The sequence below is a fragment of the Erythrobacter tepidarius genome, from assembly GCF_002155695.1.
GTDB lineage: Bacteria > Pseudomonadota > Alphaproteobacteria > Sphingomonadales > Sphingomonadaceae > Erythrobacter > Erythrobacter tepidarius.
In genome coordinates this window covers 250,721-274,350 of the sequence record NZ_MUYJ01000001.1, presented here as the reverse complement: position 1 = coordinate 274,350, position 23,630 = coordinate 250,721, and the positions used below count along the sequence as shown (strand labels likewise).

The window sequence follows — 23,630 nt, the reverse complement described above, 5'->3', positions numbered from 1 at the left end:
GGCGCGGGGTGCCGGCAGGATCATCTGGCCGGACAGTCGCCGACACGTTCATGCTTGGCGGTGAAGCTCATTGTCCCCTCGGCCCTATCCGGCAGTTGCATTGCCATTGTTGCGGTGAATTCCGAACTGGTGGGAGTGACGGTGCCGTCCATCGCCATGCGCGCATCGCCTTCGGCGGTCTTGCAAACCATCACCGCGTCCATCTTGCCGTCCTTGAGGTTGAAGCGTTCATAGGCGCACTCACCGTTCTGGCCGCGCTTCATCATTTCCTCGAAGCCCTTGTCGACATCGTCCTGGGTGAGGCAATAGTCGGTGGTGGTGGTCAGCCCCGCGCCGTGACCCTTCATTTCGGGCGGCAATCCGGGGATTTCCATACCGGTCATGGTGATCACGGCCTTGTACTGGCCCGGCTCGGGCTTCAGCCCTTCAGCCTCGGCCTGCCGGGCGGCTTCCTTCATGCTGACTTCGCCATTGCCGTCGGCATCGGCATTCCCGCCGCCCGAACAGCCCGCCAGCAAAACCGCCCCGAGGTTCGCGATGATGGTGATGCGCTTCATGTCCGTCTCTCCTGCTGCCTTTGCCCTGCCATAGCAGCATTCGTGCCGGAACATGGCAGGAAAAACAGCGCCCGGCTTGCACGTGCCTGCTTTGTTCCCCATACAAGCCTCCATGGCCGAACTCGTGATCCGCCGCGGACTGGACGAGCCCGAAACGGGTGCCGACTTCACCCCGCACCGCCCCCGGCGGCCCGAAAAGTCGATGGGCGGCATCCCCTTCAAGCTGGTGTCCGACTATGCGCCGGCGGGCGACCAGCCGAACGCGATTGCCGAACTGGTCGAAGGCGCGCGCAGAGGCGAGAAGACGCAGGTGCTGCTGGGGGTGACGGGCTCGGGCAAGACCTTCACCATGGCCAAGGTGATCGAGACGCTCCAACGCCCGGCGCTGATCCTTGCCCCCAACAAGATCCTCGCTGCGCAGCTCTATGGCGAATTCAAGAGCTTCTTTCCCGAAAACGCGGTCGAATATTTCGTCAGCTATTACGACTACTACCAGCCCGAAGCCTACGTCCCGCGCTCGGACACCTATATCGAGAAGGAATCGAGCGTGAACGAGGCGATCGACCGGATGCGCCACTCGGCCACCCGCGCGCTGCTCGAACGCGATGACGTGATTATCGTCGCCTCGGTCTCCTGCCTCTACGGCATCGGCTCGGTCGAAACCTATTCGGCGATGATCTTCGATATCAAGGTGGGCGAAAGCGTCGACCAGCGCGAGCTGATCCGCAAGCTCGTCGCGCTGCAATACAAGCGCAACGATGCGGCCTTCACCCGCGGCTGCTTCCGCGTGCGCGGCGACAGCCTCGAAATCTTCCCCTCGCACTATGAGGACATAGCCTGGCGGGTTAGCTTTTTCGGCGACGAGATCGAGGCGATCAGCGAATTCGATCCGCTCACCGGGACCAGGGGGGCGACGCTGGAGAAGGTGCGGGTCTATGCCAATTCGCACTATGTCACGCCGGGGCCGACGATGAAGCAGGCGATGGCGGCGATCAGGTTCGAGCTGGAGGAGCGGCTCAAGGAGCTGGAGGCGGAAGGCAAGCTGCTGGAGCGGCAGCGGCTCGAACAGCGCACCAATTTCGACCTCGAGATGATCGCGGCAACCGGCTCCTGCGCGGGGATCGAGAATTACAGCCGCTTCCTCACCGGGCGGCTTCCCGGCGAACCGCCGCCGACCTTGTTCGAATACCTGCCTGAAAACGCGCTGCTGTTCGTCGATGAAAGCCACCAGACGATCCCCCAAATCGGGGCGATGGCGCGCGGAGACCACCGCCGCAAGCTGACGCTGGCCGAATATGGCTTCCGCCTGCCCTCCTGCATCGACAACCGCCCCTTGCGCTTCAACGAATGGGACGCGATGCGCCCGCAGACCGTCGCGGTCTCGGCCACCCCCGGCAGCTGGGAAATGGAGCAGACCGGCGGGGTCTTTGCCGAACAGGTGATCCGCCCCACCGGGTTGATTGACCCGCCAGTCGAAATCCGCCCGGTCGAAGATCAGGTGCAGGATTGCATCACCGAGTGCAAGGCGACCGCCGCCTTGGGCTACCGCACCCTGGTGACCACGCTCACCAAGCGCATGGCCGAAGACCTTACCGAATTCATGCACGAGGCCGGCGTGCGCGTGCGCTACATGCATTCCGATATCGAGACATTGGAGCGCATCGAGCTGATCCGCGACCTGAGACTCGGCGTCTATGACGTGCTGGTCGGAATCAACCTGCTGCGCGAGGGTCTCGACATTCCCGAATGCGGGCTGGTGTGCATTCTCGATGCCGACAAGGAAGGTTTCCTGCGGTCCGAGACCTCGCTGATCCAGACCATCGGCCGCGCCGCGCGCAACGTCGATGGCCGGGTGATCCTCTACGCCGACCGTATCACCGGCTCGATCGAACGTGCGCTGGCCGAAACCGAACGCCGCCGGGCCAAGCAGCGGGCGTTCAACGAAGCGCACGGGATCACGCCGCAGACGATCAAGCGCGACATCCACGACATCGTGGCCCACACCGCGGCGCAGGATAGCGTGCTGGTCGACACGGGCGACGACGAACGCAACAATCTCGTCGGGCACAACTTGCGCAGCTACATCGAAGACCTCGAAAAGCGGATGCGCGAGGCGGCGGCGAACCTCGAATTCGAGGAAGCCGGACGGCTGCGCGACGAGATCCGGCGGCTGGAGGCGGACGAACTCGGATTGCCGGACAGCCAGAAACGCGCACCGCTTGTGGGGCGCAGCAACGAAGGCAAGCCGGGGACGCGCAAGACGCGCTATGGCAAGACACGCTACAAGCGAATGGGTGGGAAGCCCTAGGCGCGCCCCTTGAACCGCACCCCCAACCCTGCCAATTCGCTCATCCCATGAACGCAAGACTTCTCGCCGCGCTGGCCGCTGTCAGCACCCTCGCTCTTACCGCTCCCACCATCGCGCAGGACGCGCCCAAGGCCGAAAGCGCAAAGCCTGCGCCCGCGCCCGAGCCGCAGATCCGCAGTCGAGACCTTGTCGGCACCTTCGGCGGGCAGCGCATCACCTATCGCGCCACGATCGCCGACACGATCCTGAGTGACGAAGCGGGCAAGGCCGAGGCGGTGATCGTCACCACCTCCTATGTGAAGACCCCGGTGGACCCCACCCGCCCGGTGTTCTTCATGTATAACGGCGGGCCGGGTTCAGGCTCGGTGTGGTTGCAGATGGGGGCCTTCGGGCCGAAGCGCGTGGCGATACCCTCGGACGCCAAGGATGATGGCGCGCCGCCCTATCCGTTGCGCGACAACCCCGACAGCCTGCTCGATGTCGCCGATCTCGTCTTCATCGATCCGCCCGGCACCGGCTTCAGCTATCTGACGCAGGGCACCGATCCCAAGAAATATTACGGTCTCAGGCAGGATGCCCGCGCCGTCGCGCAGGTGATCCGGCGCTGGATCAACGATAATGGCCGCTGGGGCAGTCCCAAATATCTCGGCGGGGAAAGCTACGGCACCAGCCGGACTGCAATGGTGGTGGACGAGCTTGAGGGCGGCACCTACAATGATGTCGGCCTCAACGGGCTGATCCTCATTTCCACCATTCTCGATTTCGCCGGGCGCGAGCCGACCCCTGGAAACGAGTTGGCCTATGTCGTCACGCTGCCCAGCATGGCGGCCGCCGCCTATTACCACGGCAAGGTCGAGGCCCCCTCGGTCGAGGCGATCGTCGAGGAAGCGCGGCGCTTTGCCATCGGACCCTATGCCACCGCGCTGCTCAAGGGGCAGGAACTGCCCGCCGGGGAACGCGCCAGCGTGCGCCGCGAACTCGCGCGCCTCACCGGCCTGTCGGAGACCTATCTCGAACAGGCCGATCTGCGCGTCACCGACCAGCGCTTCTACAAGGAGCTGCTGCGCGACCGCGGCCTCACCATCGGGCGGCTCGACGCGCGCTACACCGGCAAGGACTTCGACAACGCGGGCGAAACGCCCGACGATGATCCGAGCTTCTACGGCATCGACGCGGGCTATACCGCCGCGATCAATCAGTGGGCGCGCGAGACGCTGGGCTACAAGACCGACCGGCAGTACCAGTCGATCGGCAATGTCGGCGGGCAGTGGGACTGGTCGCTCGGCAGCGGCTGGGGGCGGCAGGCCTATCTCAACATCGCCCCGCTGATTGGGCAGGCGATGCGCCAGAACAGCCAGCTGCGCCTGTTCAACGCGCAGGGCTATTACGATTTCGCCACACCCTTCTTCGGCGCCGAATATTCGCTCAAGCGCAGCGGCATCCCGCAGGAGCGGATTACCTGGAAATATTATGAGGCGGGCCACATGATGTATGTCCGCGACGAGGATCGGGCGAAGCTCTCGGCCGATCTGCGCAACTTCATCAGGGCGCGCTGATGCCGACTGCGCGCCTTGCCGCAATGCTGATGCTCTGCGCGGTGCTGGCATTGCCGGCGTGCAAGCCTGCTCCCGCCGATGTCGGCAGCGCGCAGGCCGCCAATCTGCCGCTGCTGCCCAGACCATCGCAACCAATCGACTCCCCCGACACCGCCAATGCCGTCTGGGTCGCAAGCGGCGGGCCGCTGCGGCTGGTCTATGGCGTTCCGGGCGAGCCGGTGCTGCTGGCGCTGCAATGCGAGGGCGCGGGCACCCCCGAGGCGCAATTGCGGATCACCCGTCATGCCCCGGCCGATCGCGGCGCCGGCGCGCTGCTGGCGTTGATCGGCAATGGCAGGATCGGACGTTTCCCGGTCGATGCGACCCGCGTGCGCGGCCAGCTGGTGTGGCAGGGCGCGGTGCCGGCCGCCCGCCCGGAATGGGAGGCTCTGACGCCCTTGCGCGAGGCCACTGTCACCGTGCCCGGCGCCGGGCTGGTGAAGCTCAACCCTAGCCCGCTGCCGATGCAGCTGGTGGAAGCGTGCCGGGGGCAGCCCGAGACGCCTGTGCCCGCGTCTCCAGCAGCTCCGGCGTGAGCACCTGTGGCAATTGCTCGGGTGCCGAGGCTCCGGGCGCATACCACAGATAGAGCGGCACCCCCGCCGCGCCCTGTTCGGTAAGGAAGGCGGTGATGGCCTCGTCACGCACCGTCCAGTCGCCCACCATGGTGATCACGCCCGCCTGCTCGAAGGCATCGCGCACGCTCGCGCGCTCGATCGCGGTGGTCTCGTTGACCTTGCAGGTGACGCACCAATCGGCGGTGAACCACAAGAACACCGGCCGGCCCGAGGCCCGCGCCTGGGCGAGCGCCTCGCGGCTGAAGGCGCGCGGGGAGTGGATGCTCTGCTTGGTCTCGCCCCCCTTGGCCTCGTAGACATTGGGCAGCGCGATGAGGGCAAAGGCGAGGAAGGGCGCGGCGACGAGGCCGAAGGCGGGCCACGCCAGCTTGCCCGCCTGCTGCAAGCGCCCCACCACCCACAGGGCGATCAGCACGCCGATGACCAGCACCAAAGCCACCAGAGCAAATGGCCGCCCGCCCAGTTGCACCGTCAGCCACACCAGCGCGAGTGCGGTCAACCCCATTGGGACCGCCATGAGCCGCCGGAACCGCTCCATCCATGCACCGGGCTTGGGGAGCATCCGCCGCAGGGGCGGGACGAAGCCGAGCAGCAGGAACGGCAGCGCCAGACCAAGGCCGAGCACTGCGAACAGCAGCAACGCCGGCGCAGTCGGCAGCAGCAGGGCTGCGCCGAGCGCCGCCGCCATGAACGGACCCGTGCACGGCGTCGCGACGAAGGCGGCGAGCAATCCGGTGGCAAAGGCCCCGGCGCGCTCGCCCCCCAGGCCGACCGAGATCGAGGGCAGTTCGAACAGTCCGGCGAGGTTGGCGGCGATCGCGGCGGCCAGCACCAGCAGCGCGACGACGACGCCCGGTTCCTGCAACTGGAACGCCCAGCCGACCTGCTCTCCCGCCGCGCGCAGCGCCAACATCACCCCGCCGAGTGCGATGCAGGCAAGCATCACGCCTGCGGTATAGGCCAGGCCCTCGGCCCGCGCCTTTGCCTCGCTCTCGCCCGCGCGGGCGAGAGAGAGCGCCTTGAGGCTGAGGATCGGAAACACGCAGGGCATGATGTTGAGCAGCACTCCGCCCAAGAGCGCGCCGAGCACCAGCGTCCACCACGGCGGGATGGGTGGCGTCTGCGGCCCGGCAATCACCTCGCCGCCGGTGGGAACCGCGCCGGGCACAGCGGCAAAGCGCACCCCGGCTCCGTCCCCGAACGCCAGGATTCCGGTCACCTGCATCGGCGGCGCGAAGGGCGGCGCTGCGACCCCTGCCGGCAGTGCTGGCAGCGACTTGAGCGGGATCTCGACGACCAGCAGATCGCCCGTCCGCCGAAAAACCTGAGGCGCCGCAAAATCGACATCGGCGGATTGGGTGATGCGTTTTTCACCGACAAAGACGTGCGCATCGCGCAGACCCACACCGCTCGGCAGCGGGATCGCCAGCCTGAGCGTCGCGCCCGCGATCGCAAAGCGCGACCTGGCATCGAGCAGCGGCGCAACGCTCGCCCGCCAGCGCGCGAAGTCGCCGCCGGGGCGCGAGGCCAGCAGCGCGTCCTGCGGCACGCAGATCTGGTCGGTGCAGGCGAGATATTCGACATGGCCGGTGATCGGCGGCGCGCGCGCGCCATCCGCGCCTGCGGGCAGCTTCACCGGCACCAGCACCACATACTGCCCTTCGTAGATGTGGTTCATCAGCCCGCTGATGGTGAGCCGCTGCGGCACGGGATAGAGCGGATCGCCCGCCTCCCAACCCGGCGGCAGATCGAGCGTGAGGCGCATCCCCTGCCCCGCATCACCCGGGTTCGACCAGTAGCCGTGCCATTCGGGCGACTTGGGCGTAAAGCGCAGCGCCAGCATTTGCGTGCCCTTCACCGGCGCCGGATCGATGAACAGCTCCACCTCGATATTCTCGTCACCGTAGAGCGCCTTGCGCTCGGCCGGCCGGGCATGGGCCTGGCCCGCCAGCATCACGCTTGCGAGGAGAGCAAGCCACAATGCAGCGAAGTATCGGATCGGGAGCGGGAAGGTTCTTGCGCGCAACACGGCCAACCCTCTAGGCTCGCAAGGGTAACTTCGCAATCGGAGCCGAAGCGGTGACACAGCCCCCACACGAAACGCGCGATCTGGTGATCCTCGGCGGCGGCCTCGTCGGCATGACGCTGGCGCTGGCGGCGGCGAAAAAGGGCTTGTCGTCCCACGTGATCGACCGCGCCGATCCGGCCGAACTCACCGCCGAAGGCTTCGATGATCGCGCCACCGCAATCTCCACCGCCAGCTGGCACCTGTTCGAGAATATCGGGATCGCCGCGGGGCTCGAGGCATTCGCCTGCGATATCGCCGCGATCGCGGTTACCGACCAGAACAGGCCTGGGCGGCTCGATTTCGTCCCCGGCCCCGATGATGGCACGCTGGGCCGGATGTTCCCCAACCGCCGCCTGCGCCTCGCACTGTTCGAGGCGGCGGCGAAGGAGCCGCTGATCCACTGGGTCGCCAAGGCCAGCGTCACCGCGCGCCAGCGCAGCGATCATGGCGTGACCGCCGTGCTGGCGGACGACACCAAGCTCAAGGGCCGGCTGATGATCGCCGCCGAAGGCCGCCAATCGCCCACCCGTGATTGGGCCGGCATCACCATTGCCAAGTGGGATTACCACCACCGCGCGATCATCGCCGGGCTGACCCACGAGAAGCCGCACGACAATGTCGCTTGGGAAATCTTCTACCCCGCCGGGCCCTTCGCGCTGCTGCCGATGAACGACGATGCCAAGGGCGCCCACCGCTCATCATTGGTTTGGACGGTGTCGGAAAAGGACGGGGCGGCGGTGATGAAGCTCGGCGACCGCGCTTTTCTGGCCGAGGTGGAAAAGCGCACCGGCGGGGTGCTGGGCCGGGTGCTGAGCGTCGGCCAGCGTTCAAGCTATCCGCTCGGTTTCCACCATACCGCCAAGATCACCGCCGAGCGCCTCGCGCTGGTCGGTGATAGCGCGCACGGCATCCACCCGATTGCGGGACAGGGCCTCAACCTCGGCCTGCGCGATGTCGGCGCGCTGGTGGAGGTGCTCGCGGATGGCGCAAGGCTCGGGCTTGATCCGGGCGATCCGGAACTGCTCAAGCGTTACGAGGCGTGGCGCGGGCTCGACAGCTTCATGGTGGCCCTCGCCACCGACGGCCTCACCCGTCTGTTCGGCGTGCCGGGCAAGACCGCAAGCGCGGTGCGCCGGCTCGGCATGGGCGCGGTGCAGCGCACCCCGCTGCTCAAGCAGTTCTTCATGGACGAGGCCCGAGGCGTTTCGGGCGATCTGCCGGAATTGCTCAAGGCCTAGTTTTTTTTGCGTGCGTTTGTTTGCGTGCCGCCTTCGCCAGCGCCTCAGCCCGACAAAGCGCCCTAGTTCGCCACGATCAGCGGGCTGTTGAGTTGCCGCACGGGATTGCCCGCGCCGTCGCGCAAACCGCGCTGGTCGAGCACGGCAGCGGTTTCGATCACTTCAAGGGCTTCCATCGCCTTGCGATAGCGTTCGGCATCCCTGATCCATGCCGCGGCCTTGTCGGCACCGGGCATCCCCTTCACCTCGTCGATCGCGTTCTGGTAGCGGCCCTGTTCCAGCGCCCAGCGCGCCCGCTCCAGCCGGCGTTCGGGCTGCGGTGAAGGGGTGCTTTCGCGGCGGAACACGAAGAGCTGCGAAAGCTCGCGTTTGAACGCAGCCCATGACGGGCCGCCGTTGCTTTCGCGCAGTTGCGGACCCAGACCCTCCAGCCGCGCCACCAGAGCATCGAGCCGCACCGGATCGCGCGAGAATTCGATGATCGTGCTGACCGCATTGGGCCACTGGTCGCCGAAGCGCAGGCGCAGCTGGTCGGCGAGATAGCCAAGCTCGGCCCCGCGTTCGACCGCGCGGCGGGTCGCGAAGGCGATCAGCAGGCTTTCGGCGCGCGCGGCATTGCCGGCGGCTGCCTGGGCCTGGAGATCGAGCTGGGTGAGGCGCTGTTCGGCAGCGGCAAGGCGCTGGTCGAACCCGCCCTGCTGTTCGGCGACACGTTCGACCGCTTGCACGGTCTTGGCGTTGGCGACCGCTTGCCCCGATGGGCTGGGCGAGGGCGACAGCGCGGCATCGGGGTTCTTGCCCGCGCCGGCCACCGCTTCGATACCGGAACGCGGGCCTGCGGCATGTTCGGGCTGGAGATTGTACCGCACAACCCAGCCCACCAGCCCGCCGCCGGCGATGAAGGCGGCGATGGCGACCCACATGATGCCCCGGCCGGAGGCTGGTTTGCGGCGGCTTCCGAACTTCGATTCCATCGCGATCCGTTCTTGCGACCCTTGTTGTCCTTGCCGTGCCGGCGATGTCTTACGGCTGTCCGGCTGGGCGAGCGGGAGTGGCCCGCCCCTTCTGGCACAGATCTAACGCCAATGCCAACAAGGCGTCCTCGTCGGGCCGGGCGGCAATATGGACAGCGCCCCAGCCCTCGCCCGCCGCGACCGCGATCCGCGGGGCCAGCGCGGCCAACGCAATGGTGGAACGGACAAGGCCGAGCCGCGCGCACTCGGCAGCAAAGTGACGCGCGCTGGCACCGGAATGGAGCAGCGCCAGCACCTCTCCCGATGCCAGCAGCGGGGCGACTGGATCGAGCGGCAGCGTGACGCTGCGATAGGCGATCACGGTGTCGAAGGTAATGCCCCCAGGGGGCGCGAGTGGCAGGTGCTCCTCGCCCGCGATGCGCAGCAGGTGGCAGGGAGCCGCGATGGTGTCGAGCACGCCCTGAAGGCCGCCGCTGCCGGTCAGCGCCACGGTAAAGCCCCGCGCACGCGCGGCCTCGGCGGTGGCTCGGCCTACGGCGTAAACCGGTTTGTCCGCAAACCGCGCAAGGTTTTCGCCGCCGTGCAGCAATGCATTGGCGCTGCCGATCAAGAGGCCATCATAACGCGCCGGATCGGGGCAGTCCCACGCCACGGGGCGGATCGCCGACAGCGCTGAGCCGGTGATCGCAAGGCCCATGGCGCGGGCTTTCTCCAGCGTCGCCGCGAGGCCGGGTTCGGGCCGCAAGGCAAGCAGATGAAAGCTCATCCCGCCTTGCAGAAATGCGGGGCGATGCCCGGCGTGGCGCGTGCCAGCAGATCGGCAGCAAGTGCGCGCACCGCCGTTTCATCGCCCGGAGCGAAGGTGGCGCTGCCCTCGACCCGCTCGGCCCCGTCGGGGCTGAACAGCGCGGCGCGCAAGGCCAGCGCATCATCCGACCAGCGGCACAGCACCGCAACCGGCGAATGGCACGTCCCGCCCAGTGCAGCGAGCAGCGCGCGTTCGGCTTCCAGTTCGGCGCGGGTCGGCGCATCGTCGATCGCGGCGAGCAGCGCCGTTGTCGCCGCATCATCGGCACGGCATTCGACCGCGATCACGCCCTGCGCGGCGGCCGGAATCCATTCATCCTCACCGAGCGGGTGGCCGACCCCGCTCTGCTCGAGCCGCTCCAGCCCCGCGGCGGCAAGAAAGGTCACATCGGCCTCGCCCTCCGCCAGCTTCCTCAGCCGGGTGGCGACATTGCCGCGGAAAGTCACGATCTTGCAGTCGGGCCGCAAGTTGAGCAGCTGCGCCGCACGCCGCGGGGCACTGGTGCCGACGCGCGCAGCCGGCGGAATGGCGGCGATGCTTTTTGCCCCGATCAGACAATCACGCCGGTCGGCGCGCGGGAGGCAGGCTGCAAAGTGGAACGCACCTGGACGGAGCGTCTCGACATCCTTGGCCGAATGCACCGAAAGGTCGATGCGAGCCTCGCCCAGCCATTGATCAAGCTCCTTGGTCCACAGCGCCTTGCCGCCGATCTCGGCCAGCGGCCGGTCGAGCACCTTGTCGCCGCTTGCCAGCACCGGGACAATCTCGACCGCCTCCTCGGCCCAGCCGTGGGCAGCGCACAGGCGGGCGCGGGCCTCGCGGGCCTGCGCCATCGCCAGCGGTGAATTGCGGGTGCCGAGCCGCAGGCGGGGCGCCAAATGGGATGCGTGGTTCATAGCTGTGCTTGCTCTAGCCCGCGCAAGGACTAGATGGAAGCCGCATGGGATTGCCGACGCACACTCCTGACACGCGCCTCGTCCTCGGCATCGAGTCGAGCTGCGACGAGACCGCCGTCGCGCTGGTGCGCGGCGACGGGACGATTGTTGCGCAGGCGATCGCCAGCCAGGAGGCCGAACACGCGCCCTATGGCGGGGTTGTTCCCGAGATCGCCGCGCGCGCCCACGCCGAACGGCTCGCGCCGATGCTCGAACGGGTGATGGGCGAGGCGGGCGTGGGTCTGGATGGCGTCGATGCGATTGCCGCCACCGCCGGACCGGGGCTGATCGGCGGGGTGATGGTGGGCCTCGTCAGCGCCAAGGCGCTGGCAATGGCGTCGGACAAGCCGCTGCTGGCGATCAACCACCTCGAAGGCCACGCGCTCTCGCCCCGGCTGGCAGATCGCAGCCTGGCCTTTCCCTATCTGCTGCTGCTGGTCTCCGGCGGGCACTGCCAGATCCTCAGCGTCGAAGGCGTGGGGCGCTACCGCCGCCTCGCAACCACCATCGACGATGCGCTGGGGGAAGCCTTCGACAAGACCGCCAAGCTGTTGCGGCTCGGCTATCCCGGCGGCCCTCAGGTCGAACGGCTGGCGCTGGAAGGCAACCCGCAGGCCGTGCCGCTGCCCCGCCCGCTGAAGGGCTCGCGCGAGCCGCATTTTTCCTTCGCAGGGCTCAAGAGCGCGGTGCTGCGCGCGCTCGAGAGCGGCCAACACACGCCGGCCGATATCGCCGCGAGCTTCCAGCAGGCGGCGGTCGAATGCCTGATCGACCGGCTCGAACACGCGCTCGAGGCCGCGGGGCCGTTCCCCGCGCTGGTGGTGGCCGGCGGGGTGGCGGCCAACAAGGCGGTTCGCACCGCACTGGAAGCCTTTGCCAAAGCCCACGCGATGCGCTTTTCCGCCCCGCCGCTGATGCTGTGCACCGACAATGCCGCGATGATCGCCTGGGCGGGCTGCGAGCGCATGGCGCTCGAAGGTGCGGATTTCACCGGCGACCCGCTCGATATCGCCGCGCGCCCGCGCTGGCCGCTCGATCCGGCGGCCGAGGCGGTGCGCGGCGCGGGGTACAAGGCATGAACAGGGTTGGCGTGATCGGCGCAGGCGCATGGGGCACGGCCCTGGCGCAGATGATCGCCTCGGACGGGCGCGATGTCATCCTGTGGGCCTACGAGCCCGAAGTCGTCACGGCGATCAACACCGAAGGTCGCAACCCGCTCTATCTGCCCTCGGCGCGCCTTGCGCCAAGCATCCGCGCCACCGGCGATCTCGCCGATTTGGCGGCGATCGACACCGTGCTGGTGGTGACGCCCGCGCAGGTGCTGGGCAAGGTGCTGGCGGGGCTTAACCGCCCGCCGCGCGATCTGGTGCTGTGCTCGAAGGGGATCGAGGCGGGCACGGGCAGGCTGATGAACGACGTCGCCCGCGAGGCCTCGCCGCAAAGCGAGATCGCCGTCCTTTCGGGGCCGACCTTCGCGCATGAAGTGGCCGCGGGCCTGCCGACCGCCGTCACCCTCGCCTGCGGTGGCGGCGCGGCCCAGTGGGAACGCCTCGTCCCCGCCATCGCGCGGCCCGCGTTCCGGCCCTATTACTCCGACGATGTCACGGGCGCGGAGATCGGCGGCGCGGTCAAGAACGTGCTGGCGATTGCCTGCGGGGTGGTCGAGGGTCTCGAACTCGGCCAGAACGCCCGCGCGGCGCTGATCGCGCGGGGCTATGCCGAGATGCTACGCTTCGGCGAGGCGCTGGGGGCGCAGGGCGAAACGCTTGCAGGCCTGTGCGGCCTCGGCGATCTGGTGCTGACGTGCTCGTCCCCCTCGAGCCGCAATTTCTCGCTCGGCAAGGCGCTTGGCCAGGGGAGCGATCCCGCCGCGCTGATGGCTGACCGCCGGACCGTGGCCGAAGGTGCCTTCACCGCGCCGGTGCTCGCCGAACTGGCCGTCAGGCGCAGCATTCCCATGCCGATCGTTGCGGCGGTGAACGCCATTCTGAGCGGCGCGAATGCGAAGCAGGTGGTGGCCGAACTGCTCGCCCGCCCGCTGCGCGCCGAGAGCGAGAGCGATGCCAAGGATTTGCCGGCGTGAGCACGCCCCCCGCCGCACCATCCGCCGCTGACCGAAGCGGCGCAGATCTCGCCACCCTCGCCAAGGGCGGACGCACCAACACCATGGGGTTCGTGGTGCGCCTGATCGCGCGTATCCCCTTCCTTGTCATCGCCACCCGGCTTTACGGCGCGCAGGCGCTCGGACGCTTCGCTTCGGCGCTGGTGCTGATCGAGATCGTCGCGCTGATCTGCTCGCTCGGCGAGAAGCGTGGCCTTGCCCAGCGCCTGTCCGAAGGCGCGGGCGATGACCGGGCGGCGGAAACGAATCTTGTTTACGATGGCATCCTTCTGGCGCTGCTCTATTCGGCGGTCGCGGCGGCGGTGCTGCTGGTCTTCCCCGAACCGATGTTCCCCAACGGGATGAACTCGGATTGGGACATCTGGCTGGTCGCCACCATCCCCGCCTTTGCCGTCACCGAGATCCTGCTCGCTGCCCAGGCCTATCGCTTCGACATTGCCACCACGGTGCGCACGCGGGCGGTGGTCGAGCCGTGGACGATCTCGATTGCGGCAGGCGTGTTCTTCTACCTGCCGGGCACGCGCGATGCGGGTCTGGCGCTGGCCTTCATCGCCTCGATCTATGCCGGGCTGCTGACGGCCTTGTGGCCGTTCCTGCGCACCTATGGCCGGCCCATGGGCTGGCGACCGCAGGCCCGCGCCATGCTGGCGATGTCGGGCCGCGCCTTCCCGATTGTCGGCGCGGACGCGATCGAGCGCGGCACGCGGCTGCTCGATATCTTCATCCTCGGCCTGTTCGCGCCGCCGCAGGCGGTGGGGATCTACTATGCCGCCCAGCAGATCGCCTCGCTGCCGCAGAAATTGAAGACCAGCTTCGAGCCGATCCTCTCGCCCGTCATCACCCGGAACCTGCGAGTCGGCAACATGGAAGCCATCGCCGCGCAGGTGCGACAGGTGGGGTTCTGGATCATCGCGGTGCAACTGGGCATCGCGCTGGTGCTGGGGGTGCCGGGCGAGGCGGTGATGGGCCTGTGGGGGCCGGACTATGTCGCGGGCACCGCCGCGCTCGCCTTTCTGCTCGCGGCCGAAGTGGTCGCCTCGCTGGCAGTCGTGTCGGAAAGCGTGCTGGTCTATATCGCCCGCAAGCGCAATCTGGCGATCTCGGTCGGGATCATCGCGCTGCAAGCCGGGCTGACGGTGGCGCTGATCCTTGCCGCGCGCAATGCCGGCCTGGGTGCGGGCTACGAGGCGGCGGGCGCGGCAGGGGCGCTGATGCTGGCGCTGGGCGCGTCGAGCCTCGTCAAGGCGCTGCTGCTGTCCCGCCTGCTGGAGGCGCGCGTCGCCAGCTGGCGCTGGGCGCTCGTCCATGCGGCGGCGGCGGCGGTGGTGGTCGGCCAGGCGTTCACCTATCTGCCCGAATGGGCTGAACTGCTGATCGGGATTCCCGCCGTGCTGGGCACCTATGCGCTGGTGATCTGGCGGCGCGGGTTCGACGAGAACGACAAGGTGCTGTTCCGCAGGAATGTCGTCCCCAAGCCTGACGCGCCATCGGCCTGAGATCATTATCGGCCCGCCAACGCACGAGCCGCGAGGGCAACCGCCTGCCCGCAGGTGCCCGTAGCGCAGCGAGGGAACAGCACCGGGGACGTGCCCGCGGAGGCGGGCACGCGAACAAAACCCGCGTTCAGTCGCTATTCACAACCCCCAATCGATTTTTTCGCCTTGCCATAAGGGGGGAGCAAAGGTGATGCGAGGAACCAGACTGATCGCCGCGACGGCGCTGTGCGCGGCGCTTGCGGGCTGCGCCGGCAAGGCGCCCAAGAAGCTGGCCGAGGCGCCGCCCCCGCCGCCATCCATCGCGCCGCCCCCGCCGCCTGCCTATGCTCCCGCGCCCGCGCAGGCCGTCGTGGTCACGGGATCGTTGGCACGCACCGGTCCGGTTGCCTCCGAAGCGGCCTATCTTGCCCCGCGCGTGATGATCGCCCCCGATCCGGGCCGCGAGAAGTATGACGGCAAGGAAGTCTCGCCCGTCAAGCTCGCTCAGGCCGAGCCGGTATCCACCTTCAGTGTCGATGTTGACACCGGGGCCTATGCCAATGCCCGCCGCTTCCTGACCCAAGGGATGCTGCCCCCGCCGGAGGCGGTGCGCACCGAGGAGCTGATCAACTACTTCCGCTATGATTACCCGCGGCCCAAGGATCGCGCGCAGCCCTTCACGGTGACGACCGACGTGGCGAAGACGCCGTGGAATGCGGGCACCTATCTGCTGCGCATCGGATTGCGCGGTTACGACATCGACAGGGCCGAGCGTCCGCCGGCCAACCTCGTGTTCCTGATCGATGTCTCCGGGTCGATGAAAAGCCCCGACAAGCTGCCGCTGGTCAAGACCGCGCTGGCCGGGCTGGCGGACAAGCTCGGCCCCAGAGACAGGGTCGCAATCGTGGTCTATGCCGGGGCTGCGGGCATGGTGCTCGAACCCACCCATGACACCGCGCAAATCCGCCGTGCGCTCGAAAGCCTCGAAGCGGGCGGCTCCACCGCGGGCGGCGCAGGGATCGAACTGGCCTACCGCATCGCCGAGGACAATTTCATCAAGGGCGGCGTGAACCGCGTGATCCTTGCCACCGACGGCGATTTCAATGTCGGCGTATCGGACACCAAGGCGCTGATCGCGCTGATCGAGAAGAAGCGCGACAGCGGCATCACGCTGACAACCCTGGGCTTTGGTCAGGGCAATTACAACGAGGCGATGATGGAACAGATCGCCGACCACGGGAACGGCAACTACGCCTATATCGATTCTGCGCTCGAAGCGACGAAGGTGCTGGGCGAGGAGATGAACAGCACTCTGTTCACCATCGCCAAGGATGTGAAGATCCAAATCGAATTCAACCCTGCCGTTATCAGCCAATACCGGCTCGTGGGCTACGAGAACCGCAGCTTGCGCGAGGAAGATTTCGACAATGACCTGGTCGATGCGGGAGATATCGGTGCGGGCCACCAGGTCACCGCGATCTACGAAGTGGTGCCGGTCGGCGGCAAGGGCTGGATCGCTCCGCGCAAATACGAGGACGCGCCCGCGCGGGCCGCGACCGCGCGGCTGGCGGAGGCTGCCACGGTCAAGCTGCGCTACAAGCTGCCCGAGAGCGACACCTCCAAGCTGATCGAGCAGGTTGTGCCCAGCTGCGCGCTCCAATCGGCCGCCGCCCCGCTTGACGACTTCGCCTTCGCCGCCGCCGTCGCCGCCTTCGGGCAGGTGCTGCGCGGCGACGCGCTGATGATGGGCTTCAGCCACGCCGATATCGGCCTGCTCGCCAGCAAGCAGGACAATTTCTGGCGGCAGGAATTCCTCCGCCTCAACGCCCTTGCCGGCAGCATGAAGGGCGGCTGAGGGCGCGCGCGAGCCGGCAGACTTGGGGCTATGGGCTCGGGGCTGCTAAGGGCAGCCGCGACTGATTCTGTGGCGGAGCAACTTGCCGTGATGACGAATGATCTGAATGCCTTGCTGCCCTTCATCCTGATCGGCCTGGTGGTGTTGGTGGTGGCCGTGTGGCTGCTGACCAAGGCCAACCGCAAGACCACCGTGATCGATGACGGCAGCCTGAACAAGGACGTGCTCGACGAAGGCGCCGAACGCGCGCGGCGCAATCAGGCGCTAATCGATGCAGCGCCGGCGGCGGTAAGGCCTGCACCTGCACCGGAGCCGACGCCGGCTCCGGTGCCCGCTGCGCCTCTCGCACCTGCCCCGGCTCCGGCTCCGGCAGCTGCCGATGATCTAGGGCGCATCAAGGGCATCGGCCCCAAGCTGGTCGCGCTGCTCGGCGAACTCGGCGTCACCTCCTACGCCCAGATCGCCGCCTGGACCGATGCCGATGTCGCGCGCATCGACGCCCAGCTTGGCCGCTTCGCCGGCCGCATCACCCGTGACCGGTGGATCGAACAGGCTAGGCTGCTCGCGGCAGGCGACGAGGCCGGCTTTGCCGAAAGATTCGGCAAGAACGGATAATATTCGCGCAAGCTTTGCGCCCGTCCCGTGTTACACTCGGCGACTAGGGGAGTCGCGGGACGGGGAGGTGGTCCATGGCCGTGCGTATCCTGGTGGCCGAAGACGAGTTCATCACCGCCTTCGACTTGTGCGACACGTTTGAGGAAGCCGGCTACGAGGTCGAAGGGCCGCACGCCGGGATTTCCTCGGCGATGCTGGCCTGCCAGAAAAAAAGACCTGATCTGGCGGTTCTCGATATCGAGCTGATCGACGGGCCGAGCTATGAATTGGCGCAGAAGCTCTTGGACGAGAACGTGCCGGTGATCCTCCATTCCGAACCAGCGCAATGCGATGCCATCGCCGCGCGCTTCCCGCGCGCGACGGCCCTGCCAAAACCCTGCCCGCCCACGATCCTGCTGGATGCGGTGGGGCGCGTTTTGGCGACCGCCTGAGCCCTTGCTCTGGCCGGCCAAGCCTGCGAAGGCGACAGGCAACCAAAGACGCGAGGAGCAACGCCATGCATGGCACACCCCCCACGAGCGGGCCCACCAAGAACGGTATCGCCCCGTTCAACTGGGAAGACCCGTTCGACCTCGAAAGCCAGCTCACCCAAGAAGAGCGGATGATCCGCGATGCCGCCCGCGGCTTTGCGCAATCCGAACTCCAGCCGCGGGTGATCGCGGCCTTTCGCGAGGAGCTGGACGCGCCCGAACTTTTCCCGTTGATGGGACAAGCGGGCTTGCTCGGAGCCACGATTCCCGAAGAATTCGGCGGCGCCGGCGCGAGCTATGTCGCCTACGGCCTGATCGCCCGCGAGATCGAGCGGGTTGATTCGGGCTACCGTTCGATGGCGAGCGTGCAGTCGAGCCTCGTGATGCACCCGATCCATGCCTACGGCTCGGACGAGCAGCGCCGCAAATATCTCCCCGGCCTTGCCGCCGGCAGGCTGATCGGCTGCTTCGGCCTGACCGAGCCTGACGCGGGCAGCGACCCGGCAGGGATGAAGACCTACGCGAAGAAGGATGGCGATGACTATGTCATCTCCGGCAGCAAGACGTGGATTTCCAACGCGCCCTTCGCCGATGTCTTCGTCGTCTGGGCCAAGAGCGAGGAACATGGCGGCGCGATCCGCGGCTTCGTGCTCGACAAGGGCATGAAGGGACTGTCCGCGCCCAAGATCAAGGGCAAGATTTCGCTGCGCGCCTCGACCACCGGCATGATCATGATGGACGAGGTGCGTGTGCCCGCATCGGCGCTGCTCCCGAACGTGGAAGGCCTGAAAGGCCCGTTCGGCTGTCTCAACCGCGCGCGCTACGGCATCAGCTGGGGGGCGATGGGGGCGGCGGAATTCTGCCTTGCCGCCGCGCGCCAATACGGCCTCGATCGCCGCCAGTTCGGCCGGCCTCTGGCCGCAACCCAGCTCTACCAGAAGAAGCTCGCCGACATGATGAGCGAAATTGCGCTCGGCCTGCAGGCGAGCTTGCGCGTCGGCCGGCTGATGGACGAGGGGCGCTTTGCCCCCGACATGATCTCGATCGTCAAGCGCAACAATGTCGGCAAGGCTCTGGAAATTGCCCGCCAGGCCCGCGATATGCATGGTGGAAACGGAATATCCGAAGAATATCAAGTCATTCGTCACGCGGTGAACCTTGAGACGGTGAACACCTATGAAGGCACGCATGACATTCACGCGCTGATCCTCGGCCGGGCAATCACAGGGATCCCGGCGTTTTGATGCAGGGCATCCTCATTGCGAGGAGCATAGCGACCAAGCAATCCATGGACTGCGTTTGCCGAACCGGCCAGGCCATGGATTGCCGTGCGGCTGCGCCGCTCGCAATGACGAAGACATGAGCACCATGAAACTCTACGGCTATTTCCGTTCGTCGACTTCCTACCGTTTGCGCATTGCGCTCAACCTCAAGGGCCTGCCCGTCGAGAACGTGCCGGTCAATCTGGTGACCGGGGAAAACAAGGACGCGGCCTTCACCGCCCGCAATCCCTTCGGCTCGCTGCCGATGCTGGAGGCGGACGGGCGTGACCGGGCGCAATCGATGGCGCTGCTGGAGTGGCTCGACGAGGCCTATCCGAACCCGCCCTTTCTCCCGCAGGACATCGAAGCGCGCTATACGGTGCGCGAACTGGCCTATGCCATCGCTACCGAGATCCACGCGGTCAATAACCTGCCGGTGCTCAGATATCTCAAGGACACTCTCGGCCATAGTCAGGATGAAATCGACATCTGGTATCGCACCTGGCTGAAGCGCACGCTCGATCCGGTCGAGGCGCGGCTGCGGGCGCTGGGAACCGGCGATTTCCTCCACGGCGACGCACCCGGACTGTTCGAGATCGTGCTGATCCCGCAGCTCGCCAATGCCCGGCGGTTCCACTACGATTTGTCGGCCAGCCCCCACATGACCCGCATCGAAGCCGCCTGCCTCGCGCTGCCCGCCTTCGCGGCGGCGCACCCCGATCACCAAGTGGACAGCCCGGAAAGGGACCAGAGATGAAGCTCGCGACTCTCGATAACGGCACCCGCGACGGCAAGCTGGTGGTGGTGTCGAAAGACCTCACCCGCTGCTGCGCGGCCGGCTACATCGCGCCGACACTGCAATATGCGCTCGACAATTGGGAGCGGGTCGCGCCCGAGCTCGAAGTCCTCGCCCGCGATGTCGAGCACGAGGCGGTGCCCTGCGAGCGCTTCCACGAACGTCAGGCCCATTCGCCGCTGCCGCGCGCCTATCAATGGGCCGACGGCAGCGCCTATATCAACCATGTCGAACTGGTACGGGCCGCGCGCGGGGCGAAGGTGCCCGAGAGCTTCTACCACGATCCGCTGATTTATCAGGGCGGGTCGGACTCGTTCCTGCGCCCGCGACAGGACATTCCGCTCGGCGATCCGGCCTGGGGCTGCGACATGGAAGGCGAAATCGCCTGCATCACCGATGACGTACCGATGGGCGTTTCGGCCGAAGAAGCGGCTGGGCACATCAAGCTGCTGATGCTGGTCAACGACGTTTCCTTGCGCGGGCTGATCCCGGCCGAGCTGGAAAAGGGCTTCGGCTTCTTCCAGTCCAAGCCGGCCAGCGCCTTTTCGCCGGTGGCGGTGACACCGGACGCGCTGGGCGATGCCTGGGCTGACTCACTGATCCACCTGCCGCTGATGGTGGATCTGAACGGCAAGCCCTTCGGCCGGGCCAATGCCGGGGTGGATGCGACCTTCAACCTTGCCCAGCTGATCGCCCACGCGGCCAAGACCCGCAACCTTGCCGCGGGCACGATCATCGGCACTGGCACGGTCTCGAACAAGGGCGCCGATGGCGGGCCGGGCAAGCCGGTGGCAGAGGGCGGCGCGGGCTATTCCTGCATCGCCGAAATCCGCATGATCGAGACCATCCGCGACGGCGCGCCCAAGACCCCGTTCATGCAGGCAGGCGACACGGTGCGGATCGAGATGCGCGATGCGCACAACCACTCGATCTTCGGCGCGATCGAGCAGCGGGTGGTGGCGGCATAGCCAGGTCATGGCGGCTGCATTGCCGGATCATTGCCGGGCCATCCCCATCGCGCAGGGCGCGCACGATCCGGGCCAATGTTTCACGTGGAACATTTCACGAACTGAAACCGAGGCTCTGAGCCACCGCCGGATTGACGATCCGCCCTTGATGCACGTTGAGGCCAGGGGCGAGATGCGGGTCGTCCTCACAGGCCTTCAGCCCCTTGCTCGCCAGCGCTAGGCCGAAAGGCAGGGTCGCATTGTTGAGCGCATAGGAGCTCGTCAGCGGCACCGCACCGGGCATATTGGCGACGCAGTAGTGGATGATCCCGTCAACCTCGTAGGTCGGGTTCTCATGGGTGGTGGGGTGCGAGGTCTCGAAGCACCCGCCCTGATCGATCGCGACATCGACCAGCACCGCGCGGCGCTTCATCTCGGACAGCATCGCGCGGGTGACAAGGTGCGGCGCGCTCGCTCCGGGAATCAGCACCGCGCCGATCACGACATCGGCCTGGCTGACCGCCTGCTCGATCGTGCCTGCGGTGGAAAAGCGGGTGATCGCGCGGCCCTGGAACATTTCGTCCAATTGGCGCAGGCGCGGCAGCGAGCGGTCGAAGATCTCGACGCTGGCCCCCAGCCCCACCGCCATACGCGCCGCCTGCGTGCCGACCACGCCGCCACCAAGGATCACGACGCGCGCGGGCAGCACGCCGGGCACCCCGCCCATCAGGGTTCCGCGCCCGCCGGTGCTGGCGCGCAGCGCCAGCGCCCCCGCTTCGATCGCGAGACGGCCGGCCACCTCGCTCATCGGCGCCAGCAAGGGCAAGCCACCAGCCGGGCCAGTCACGGTCTCGTAAGCGACTGCCGAAACGCCCGAAGCCATCAGCCCTTTCGCCTGCTCGGGATCGGGCGCAAGATGAAGGTAAGTGAAGAGAATCTGGCCTTCGCGCAGCTGCACCCATTCGCTGGGCTGCGGTTCCTTGACCTTGACCACCATCTCGGCCCGCGCGAAAACTTCTTCGGCGGTATCCACCACCTCGGCCCCGGCCTTGCGGTAAACATCATCGTTCTTGTCGATCCCGAGGCCCGCCCCGGTCTCGACGATCACGCGATGCCCGGCGGCGACATATTCGCGCACGGCTTCGGGTGTGAGGCCGACACGGAACTCGCTCGGCTTGATTTCCTTGGGAACGCCGACAAGCATAATTCTCTCCTCGCGATGACGGGGAAATATCGCTAACGAATGCGCAATAAAATTTCAAGTTTGCGCAAGGTCGAATCGGATCAAGGAGCCTGCCTGTGACTGCCTACCCCACCGTCAGAATGTTCATCGCCGGCGCATGGGTGGAGACCGGCGAAGCAGGGGAAATGCCGGTGGTGAACCCGGCAACCGGCGCGGTTATCGGTCATTGTCCCAAGGCCTCCCCCGCCCAGCTCGATGCCGCGCTCAAAGCGGCTGAGGATGCCTTTGCTGCATGGAGCCGCACTTCGGGTGCCGAACGCCACGCGATCCTGCGCCGTGCCGCCGATCTGTTGCGCCAGCGCACCCCCGCCATCGCCAGTGTCGTCACCGCCGAAATGGGCAAGCCCCGCGCGCAGGGCATTGGCGAGATCACCGGTTCGGCCGATGTGATCGACTTTCTCGGCGAGGAAGCCAAGCGCAAGGGAGGTCGCCTCATCCCCGCCCGGGGCAACCTGCTGCACGTGCAGATGGTAACGCACGAGCCGGTCGGCCCGGCGGTGTTGCTCACCCCGTGGAACTTCCCGATCAATCTGCCCGCCAAGAAAATCGCCGGCGCGCTGGCCGCGGGCTGCACCGCGATCCTCAAGCCGGCCGAGAACACTCCCGCCTCGGCCCAGCTGCTGGTGGAATGCTTCGTCGATGCAGGCGTGCCAGCAGGCGTGCTGAACCTCGTTTACGGCGATCCCGGTCCGGTTTCCGAGCACCTGATCACCTCCAGCGCGACCCGCAAGGTCAGCTTCACCGGATCGACCGCGGTCGGCAAGCATCTCGGCGCGCTGGCCGCACGGCACATGAAGCGCTTCACTCCGGAATTGGGTGGTCATGCCCCGGTAATCGTCAGCAAACATGCCGATCTCGAACGCGCGGTGGCGATGTGCGCGGCAACCAAGTTCCGCAATGCCGGCCAGGTCTGCGTCTCGCCCACACGCTTCCTCGTCGACAAGACGATCTACGATCGCTTCCTTGCCGAATTCGCGGCGCGCGCCGGCAAGCTCAAGGTCGGCGATCCGGGCGTGGATGAAAGCGTCGACATGGGCCCGCTCGCGCACGCCCGCCGGATCGCGGCTATGGAAGCGCTGGTCGCCGATGCCGGAGGCAACCGCGGCGAGGTGGTGACCGGTGGCAGCGCGATTGCCGGCAACGGCTTCTTCTTCCAGCCCACCGTCATCGCCAATCCCGCCGCCGACAGCCGCGTGATGACCGAAGAACCCTTCGGGCCGATCGCTGCCATCGTGCCCTACGACACGATCGAGGATGCCGTGCGGATTGCCAATTCGCTGCGCTACGGCCTTGCCGCCTATGCCTTCTCCGCCGATCTCGACGAGGCGCATTATCTCGCTCGCGCGCTACGCGCCGGAATGGTGGGCATCAACCAGTTGATCGTGTCGTCGCCCGAAACCCCCTTCGGCGGGATCGGCGACAGCGGCTTCGGATCGGAAGGCGGCGAGGAAGGCTACCTTGCCTTCACCGATACCAAGCTGGTGATGCTGGCCAAGGCGGGCGGCTGATCCGCCTTGCCCCGCCTTGTCACGGGATCAGGCGCGCGATCCGCTTGAGCAGCGAATGCTGGCTGTCCATCGGCCGGATTCGGCCATAGCGCGCGCGGCGCGTGAATTCGTCCTGAAGGCAGAAAGTGCGGCGCAAGGGATCTGGCCCGCTGGACCAGATTGTCGGTCGTGCCATGGATCGCGTCCCCGATTCGCTTGCTGTTCTATGCCGAAAATTAGCAACAAATCTGTGGAAAACCTAGAGCGAATTTGGTTAACGCGAGCGCTTCTCTCCGG

At 67.0% G+C, this 23,630-nt stretch carries 21 protein-coding genes; 14 read left to right on the top strand and 7 right to left on the bottom strand.

All coding sequences use genetic code 11. From position 1 onward, the window contains the following. Positions 1–20: 20 nt before the first annotated feature. Positions 21–557, bottom strand: a complete 537-nt coding sequence (locus BZF61_RS01310; protein ID WP_158094043.1) for a DUF3617 domain-containing protein — start codon at positions 555–557, stop codon at positions 21–23. Between the two features lie 112 nt (positions 558–669). Here BZF61_RS01310 and uvrB point away from each other — a divergent pair, with 112 nt between their 5' ends. The 3 genes from uvrB to BZF61_RS01295 are packed head-to-tail and all read left to right on the top strand — an operon-like array spanning position 670 to position 4,996. Further along, positions 670–2,865 carry an excinuclease ABC subunit UvrB gene (uvrB, locus tag BZF61_RS01305; protein WP_086616812.1) on the top strand — a complete coding sequence of 732 codons (2,196 nt, stop codon included), beginning with the start codon at positions 670–672 and terminating at the stop codon, positions 2,863–2,865. A gap of 47 nt (positions 2,866–2,912) precedes the next feature. Continuing rightward, positions 2,913–4,421: a S10 family peptidase gene (locus tag BZF61_RS01300; protein ID WP_086616811.1), complete on the top strand. Its 1,509-nt coding sequence runs from the start codon at positions 2,913–2,915 to the stop codon at positions 4,419–4,421. Further along, positions 4,421–4,996 carry a hypothetical protein gene (locus tag BZF61_RS01295; RefSeq protein ID WP_086616810.1) on the top strand — a complete coding sequence of 192 codons (576 nt, stop codon included), beginning with the start codon at positions 4,421–4,423 and terminating at the stop codon, positions 4,994–4,996. Before BZF61_RS01300 ends, BZF61_RS01295 begins: the two co-directional genes overlap by 1 nt. On the opposite strand, the gene BZF61_RS01290 is transcribed toward BZF61_RS01295, so the two are convergent. Next, positions 4,911–7,067 (bottom strand): protein-disulfide reductase DsbD family protein, encoded by a 2,157-nt coding sequence (locus tag BZF61_RS01290; RefSeq protein WP_245804446.1) that lies wholly within the window; start codon positions 7,065–7,067, stop codon positions 4,911–4,913. The genes BZF61_RS01295 and BZF61_RS01290 overlap by 86 nt on opposite strands. Positions 7,068–7,117: 50 nt before the next feature. Between BZF61_RS01290 and BZF61_RS01285 the strand changes: the two genes are divergently transcribed. Continuing rightward, positions 7,118–8,344 carry an FAD-dependent monooxygenase gene (locus BZF61_RS01285; protein WP_281251518.1) on the top strand — a complete coding sequence of 409 codons (1,227 nt, stop codon included), beginning with the start codon at positions 7,118–7,120 and terminating at the stop codon, positions 8,342–8,344. Positions 8,345–8,406: 62 nt separating this feature from the next. On the opposite strand, the gene BZF61_RS01280 is transcribed toward BZF61_RS01285, so the two are convergent. Genes BZF61_RS01280 through hemC form a run of 3 tightly spaced genes read right to left on the bottom strand, consistent with a single transcriptional unit; the run spans position 8,407 to position 11,022 of the window. Then, positions 8,407–9,318, bottom strand: coding sequence for an MICOS complex subunit MIC60 (locus BZF61_RS01280; RefSeq protein WP_169711921.1), 912 nt, complete (start codon positions 9,316–9,318; stop codon positions 8,407–8,409). A gap of 49 nt (positions 9,319–9,367) precedes the next feature. Further along, on the bottom strand, positions 9,368–10,084 hold the full coding sequence (locus BZF61_RS01275; RefSeq protein ID WP_086616809.1) for a uroporphyrinogen-III synthase: 717 nt from the start codon (positions 10,082–10,084) through the stop codon (positions 9,368–9,370). Next, positions 10,081–11,022, bottom strand: a complete 942-nt coding sequence (gene hemC, locus BZF61_RS01270) for a hydroxymethylbilane synthase (protein ID WP_086616808.1) — start codon at positions 11,020–11,022, stop codon at positions 10,081–10,083. The genes BZF61_RS01275 and hemC overlap by 4 nt, the downstream gene beginning before the upstream one ends. A 44-nt stretch (positions 11,023–11,066) precedes the next feature. Here hemC and tsaD point away from each other — a divergent pair, with 44 nt between their 5' ends. The 9 genes from tsaD (at position 11,067) to BZF61_RS01225 (ending at position 20,624) form a co-directional block, all read left to right on the top strand. Next, positions 11,067–12,140 carry a tRNA (adenosine(37)-N6)-threonylcarbamoyltransferase complex transferase subunit TsaD gene (tsaD, locus tag BZF61_RS01265; protein ID WP_086616807.1) on the top strand — a complete coding sequence of 358 codons (1,074 nt, stop codon included), beginning with the start codon at positions 11,067–11,069 and terminating at the stop codon, positions 12,138–12,140. After that, positions 12,137–13,144, top strand: a complete 1,008-nt coding sequence (locus BZF61_RS01260; RefSeq protein WP_086616806.1) for an NAD(P)H-dependent glycerol-3-phosphate dehydrogenase — start codon at positions 12,137–12,139, stop codon at positions 13,142–13,144. Before tsaD ends, BZF61_RS01260 begins: the two co-directional genes overlap by 4 nt. Next, entirely contained in the window at positions 13,141–14,679 is a 1,539-nt protein-coding gene (locus BZF61_RS01255) for a lipopolysaccharide biosynthesis protein (RefSeq protein ID WP_086616805.1), read from the top strand. The genes BZF61_RS01260 and BZF61_RS01255 overlap by 4 nt, the downstream gene beginning before the upstream one ends. Before the next feature lie 190 nt (positions 14,680–14,869). Then, positions 14,870–16,513, top strand: coding sequence for a vWA domain-containing protein (locus BZF61_RS01250; RefSeq protein ID WP_086616804.1), 1,644 nt, complete (start codon positions 14,870–14,872; stop codon positions 16,511–16,513). A gap of 90 nt (positions 16,514–16,603) precedes the next feature. Beyond that, on the top strand, positions 16,604–17,128 hold the full coding sequence (locus BZF61_RS01245) for a hypothetical protein (protein ID WP_086616803.1): 525 nt from the start codon (positions 16,604–16,606) through the stop codon (positions 17,126–17,128). Between the two features lie 74 nt (positions 17,129–17,202). Next, positions 17,203–17,559: a response regulator gene (locus BZF61_RS01240; RefSeq protein ID WP_169711920.1), complete on the top strand. Its 357-nt coding sequence runs from the start codon at positions 17,203–17,205 to the stop codon at positions 17,557–17,559. Between the two features lie 65 nt (positions 17,560–17,624). Beyond that, complete coding sequence (locus BZF61_RS01235) at positions 17,625–18,842, top strand: acyl-CoA dehydrogenase (RefSeq protein ID WP_211276690.1); 1,218 nt, start codon at positions 17,625–17,627, stop codon at positions 18,840–18,842. A gap of 124 nt (positions 18,843–18,966) precedes the next feature. After that, positions 18,967–19,617 (top strand): maleylacetoacetate isomerase, encoded by a 651-nt coding sequence (maiA, locus tag BZF61_RS01230; RefSeq protein WP_086616914.1) that lies wholly within the window; start codon positions 18,967–18,969, stop codon positions 19,615–19,617. Then, on the top strand, positions 19,614–20,624 hold the full coding sequence (locus BZF61_RS01225) for a fumarylacetoacetate hydrolase family protein (protein WP_086616802.1): 1,011 nt from the start codon (positions 19,614–19,616) through the stop codon (positions 20,622–20,624). Before maiA ends, BZF61_RS01225 begins: the two co-directional genes overlap by 4 nt. 94 nt (positions 20,625–20,718) lie before the next feature. Here the strand turns inward: BZF61_RS01225 and ald are convergent, their stop codons facing one another. Continuing rightward, positions 20,719–21,807 (bottom strand): alanine dehydrogenase, encoded by a 1,089-nt coding sequence (gene ald / locus BZF61_RS01220; protein ID WP_086616801.1) that lies wholly within the window; start codon positions 21,805–21,807, stop codon positions 20,719–20,721. A 95-nt stretch (positions 21,808–21,902) separates the two neighbouring features. Here ald and BZF61_RS01215 point away from each other — a divergent pair, with 95 nt between their 5' ends. Further along, positions 21,903–23,354 carry an NAD-dependent succinate-semialdehyde dehydrogenase gene (locus BZF61_RS01215; protein WP_245804445.1) on the top strand — a complete coding sequence of 484 codons (1,452 nt, stop codon included), beginning with the start codon at positions 21,903–21,905 and terminating at the stop codon, positions 23,352–23,354. A gap of 19 nt (positions 23,355–23,373) precedes the next feature. On the opposite strand, the gene BZF61_RS15730 is transcribed toward BZF61_RS01215, so the two are convergent. Continuing rightward, positions 23,374–23,529: a hypothetical protein gene (locus BZF61_RS15730; RefSeq protein ID WP_158094042.1), complete on the bottom strand. Its 156-nt coding sequence runs from the start codon at positions 23,527–23,529 to the stop codon at positions 23,374–23,376. Positions 23,530–23,630: the final 101 nt, after the last annotated feature.

Excerpts from the sequence above, each read along its gene's own strand:
- BZF61_RS01310 (WP_158094043.1), bottom strand. The coding sequence starts at position 557 with ATGAAGCGCATCACCATCATCGCGAACCTCGGGGCGGTTTTGCTGGCG.
- uvrB (WP_086616812.1), top strand. The coding sequence starts at position 670 with ATGGCCGAACTCGTGATCCGCCGCGGACTGGACGAGCCCGAAACGGGT.
- BZF61_RS01300 (WP_086616811.1), top strand. The coding sequence starts at position 2,913 with ATGAACGCAAGACTTCTCGCCGCGCTGGCCGCTGTCAGCACCCTCGCT.
- BZF61_RS01295 (WP_086616810.1), top strand. The coding sequence starts at position 4,421 with ATGCCGACTGCGCGCCTTGCCGCAATGCTGATGCTCTGCGCGGTGCTG.
- BZF61_RS01280 (WP_169711921.1), bottom strand. The coding sequence starts at position 9,318 with ATGGAATCGAAGTTCGGAAGCCGCCGCAAACCAGCCTCCGGCCGGGGC.
- BZF61_RS01275 (WP_086616809.1), bottom strand. The coding sequence starts at position 10,084 with ATGAGCTTTCATCTGCTTGCCTTGCGGCCCGAACCCGGCCTCGCGGCG.
- hemC (WP_086616808.1), bottom strand. The coding sequence starts at position 11,022 with ATGAACCACGCATCCCATTTGGCGCCCCGCCTGCGGCTCGGCACCCGC.
- tsaD (WP_086616807.1), top strand. The coding sequence starts at position 11,067 with ATGGGATTGCCGACGCACACTCCTGACACGCGCCTCGTCCTCGGCATC.
- BZF61_RS01260 (WP_086616806.1), top strand. The coding sequence starts at position 12,137 with ATGAACAGGGTTGGCGTGATCGGCGCAGGCGCATGGGGCACGGCCCTG.
- BZF61_RS01250 (WP_086616804.1), top strand. The coding sequence starts at position 14,870 with ATGCGAGGAACCAGACTGATCGCCGCGACGGCGCTGTGCGCGGCGCTT.
- BZF61_RS01245 (WP_086616803.1), top strand. The coding sequence starts at position 16,604 with ATGACGAATGATCTGAATGCCTTGCTGCCCTTCATCCTGATCGGCCTG.
- BZF61_RS01240 (WP_169711920.1), top strand. The coding sequence starts at position 17,203 with ATGGCCGTGCGTATCCTGGTGGCCGAAGACGAGTTCATCACCGCCTTC.
- BZF61_RS01235 (WP_211276690.1), top strand. The coding sequence starts at position 17,625 with ATGCATGGCACACCCCCCACGAGCGGGCCCACCAAGAACGGTATCGCC.
- maiA (WP_086616914.1), top strand. The coding sequence starts at position 18,967 with ATGAAACTCTACGGCTATTTCCGTTCGTCGACTTCCTACCGTTTGCGC.
- BZF61_RS01225 (WP_086616802.1), top strand. The coding sequence starts at position 19,614 with ATGAAGCTCGCGACTCTCGATAACGGCACCCGCGACGGCAAGCTGGTG.
- ald (WP_086616801.1), bottom strand. The coding sequence starts at position 21,807 with ATGCTTGTCGGCGTTCCCAAGGAAATCAAGCCGAGCGAGTTCCGTGTC.
- BZF61_RS15730 (WP_158094042.1), bottom strand. The coding sequence starts at position 23,529 with ATGGCACGACCGACAATCTGGTCCAGCGGGCCAGATCCCTTGCGCCGC.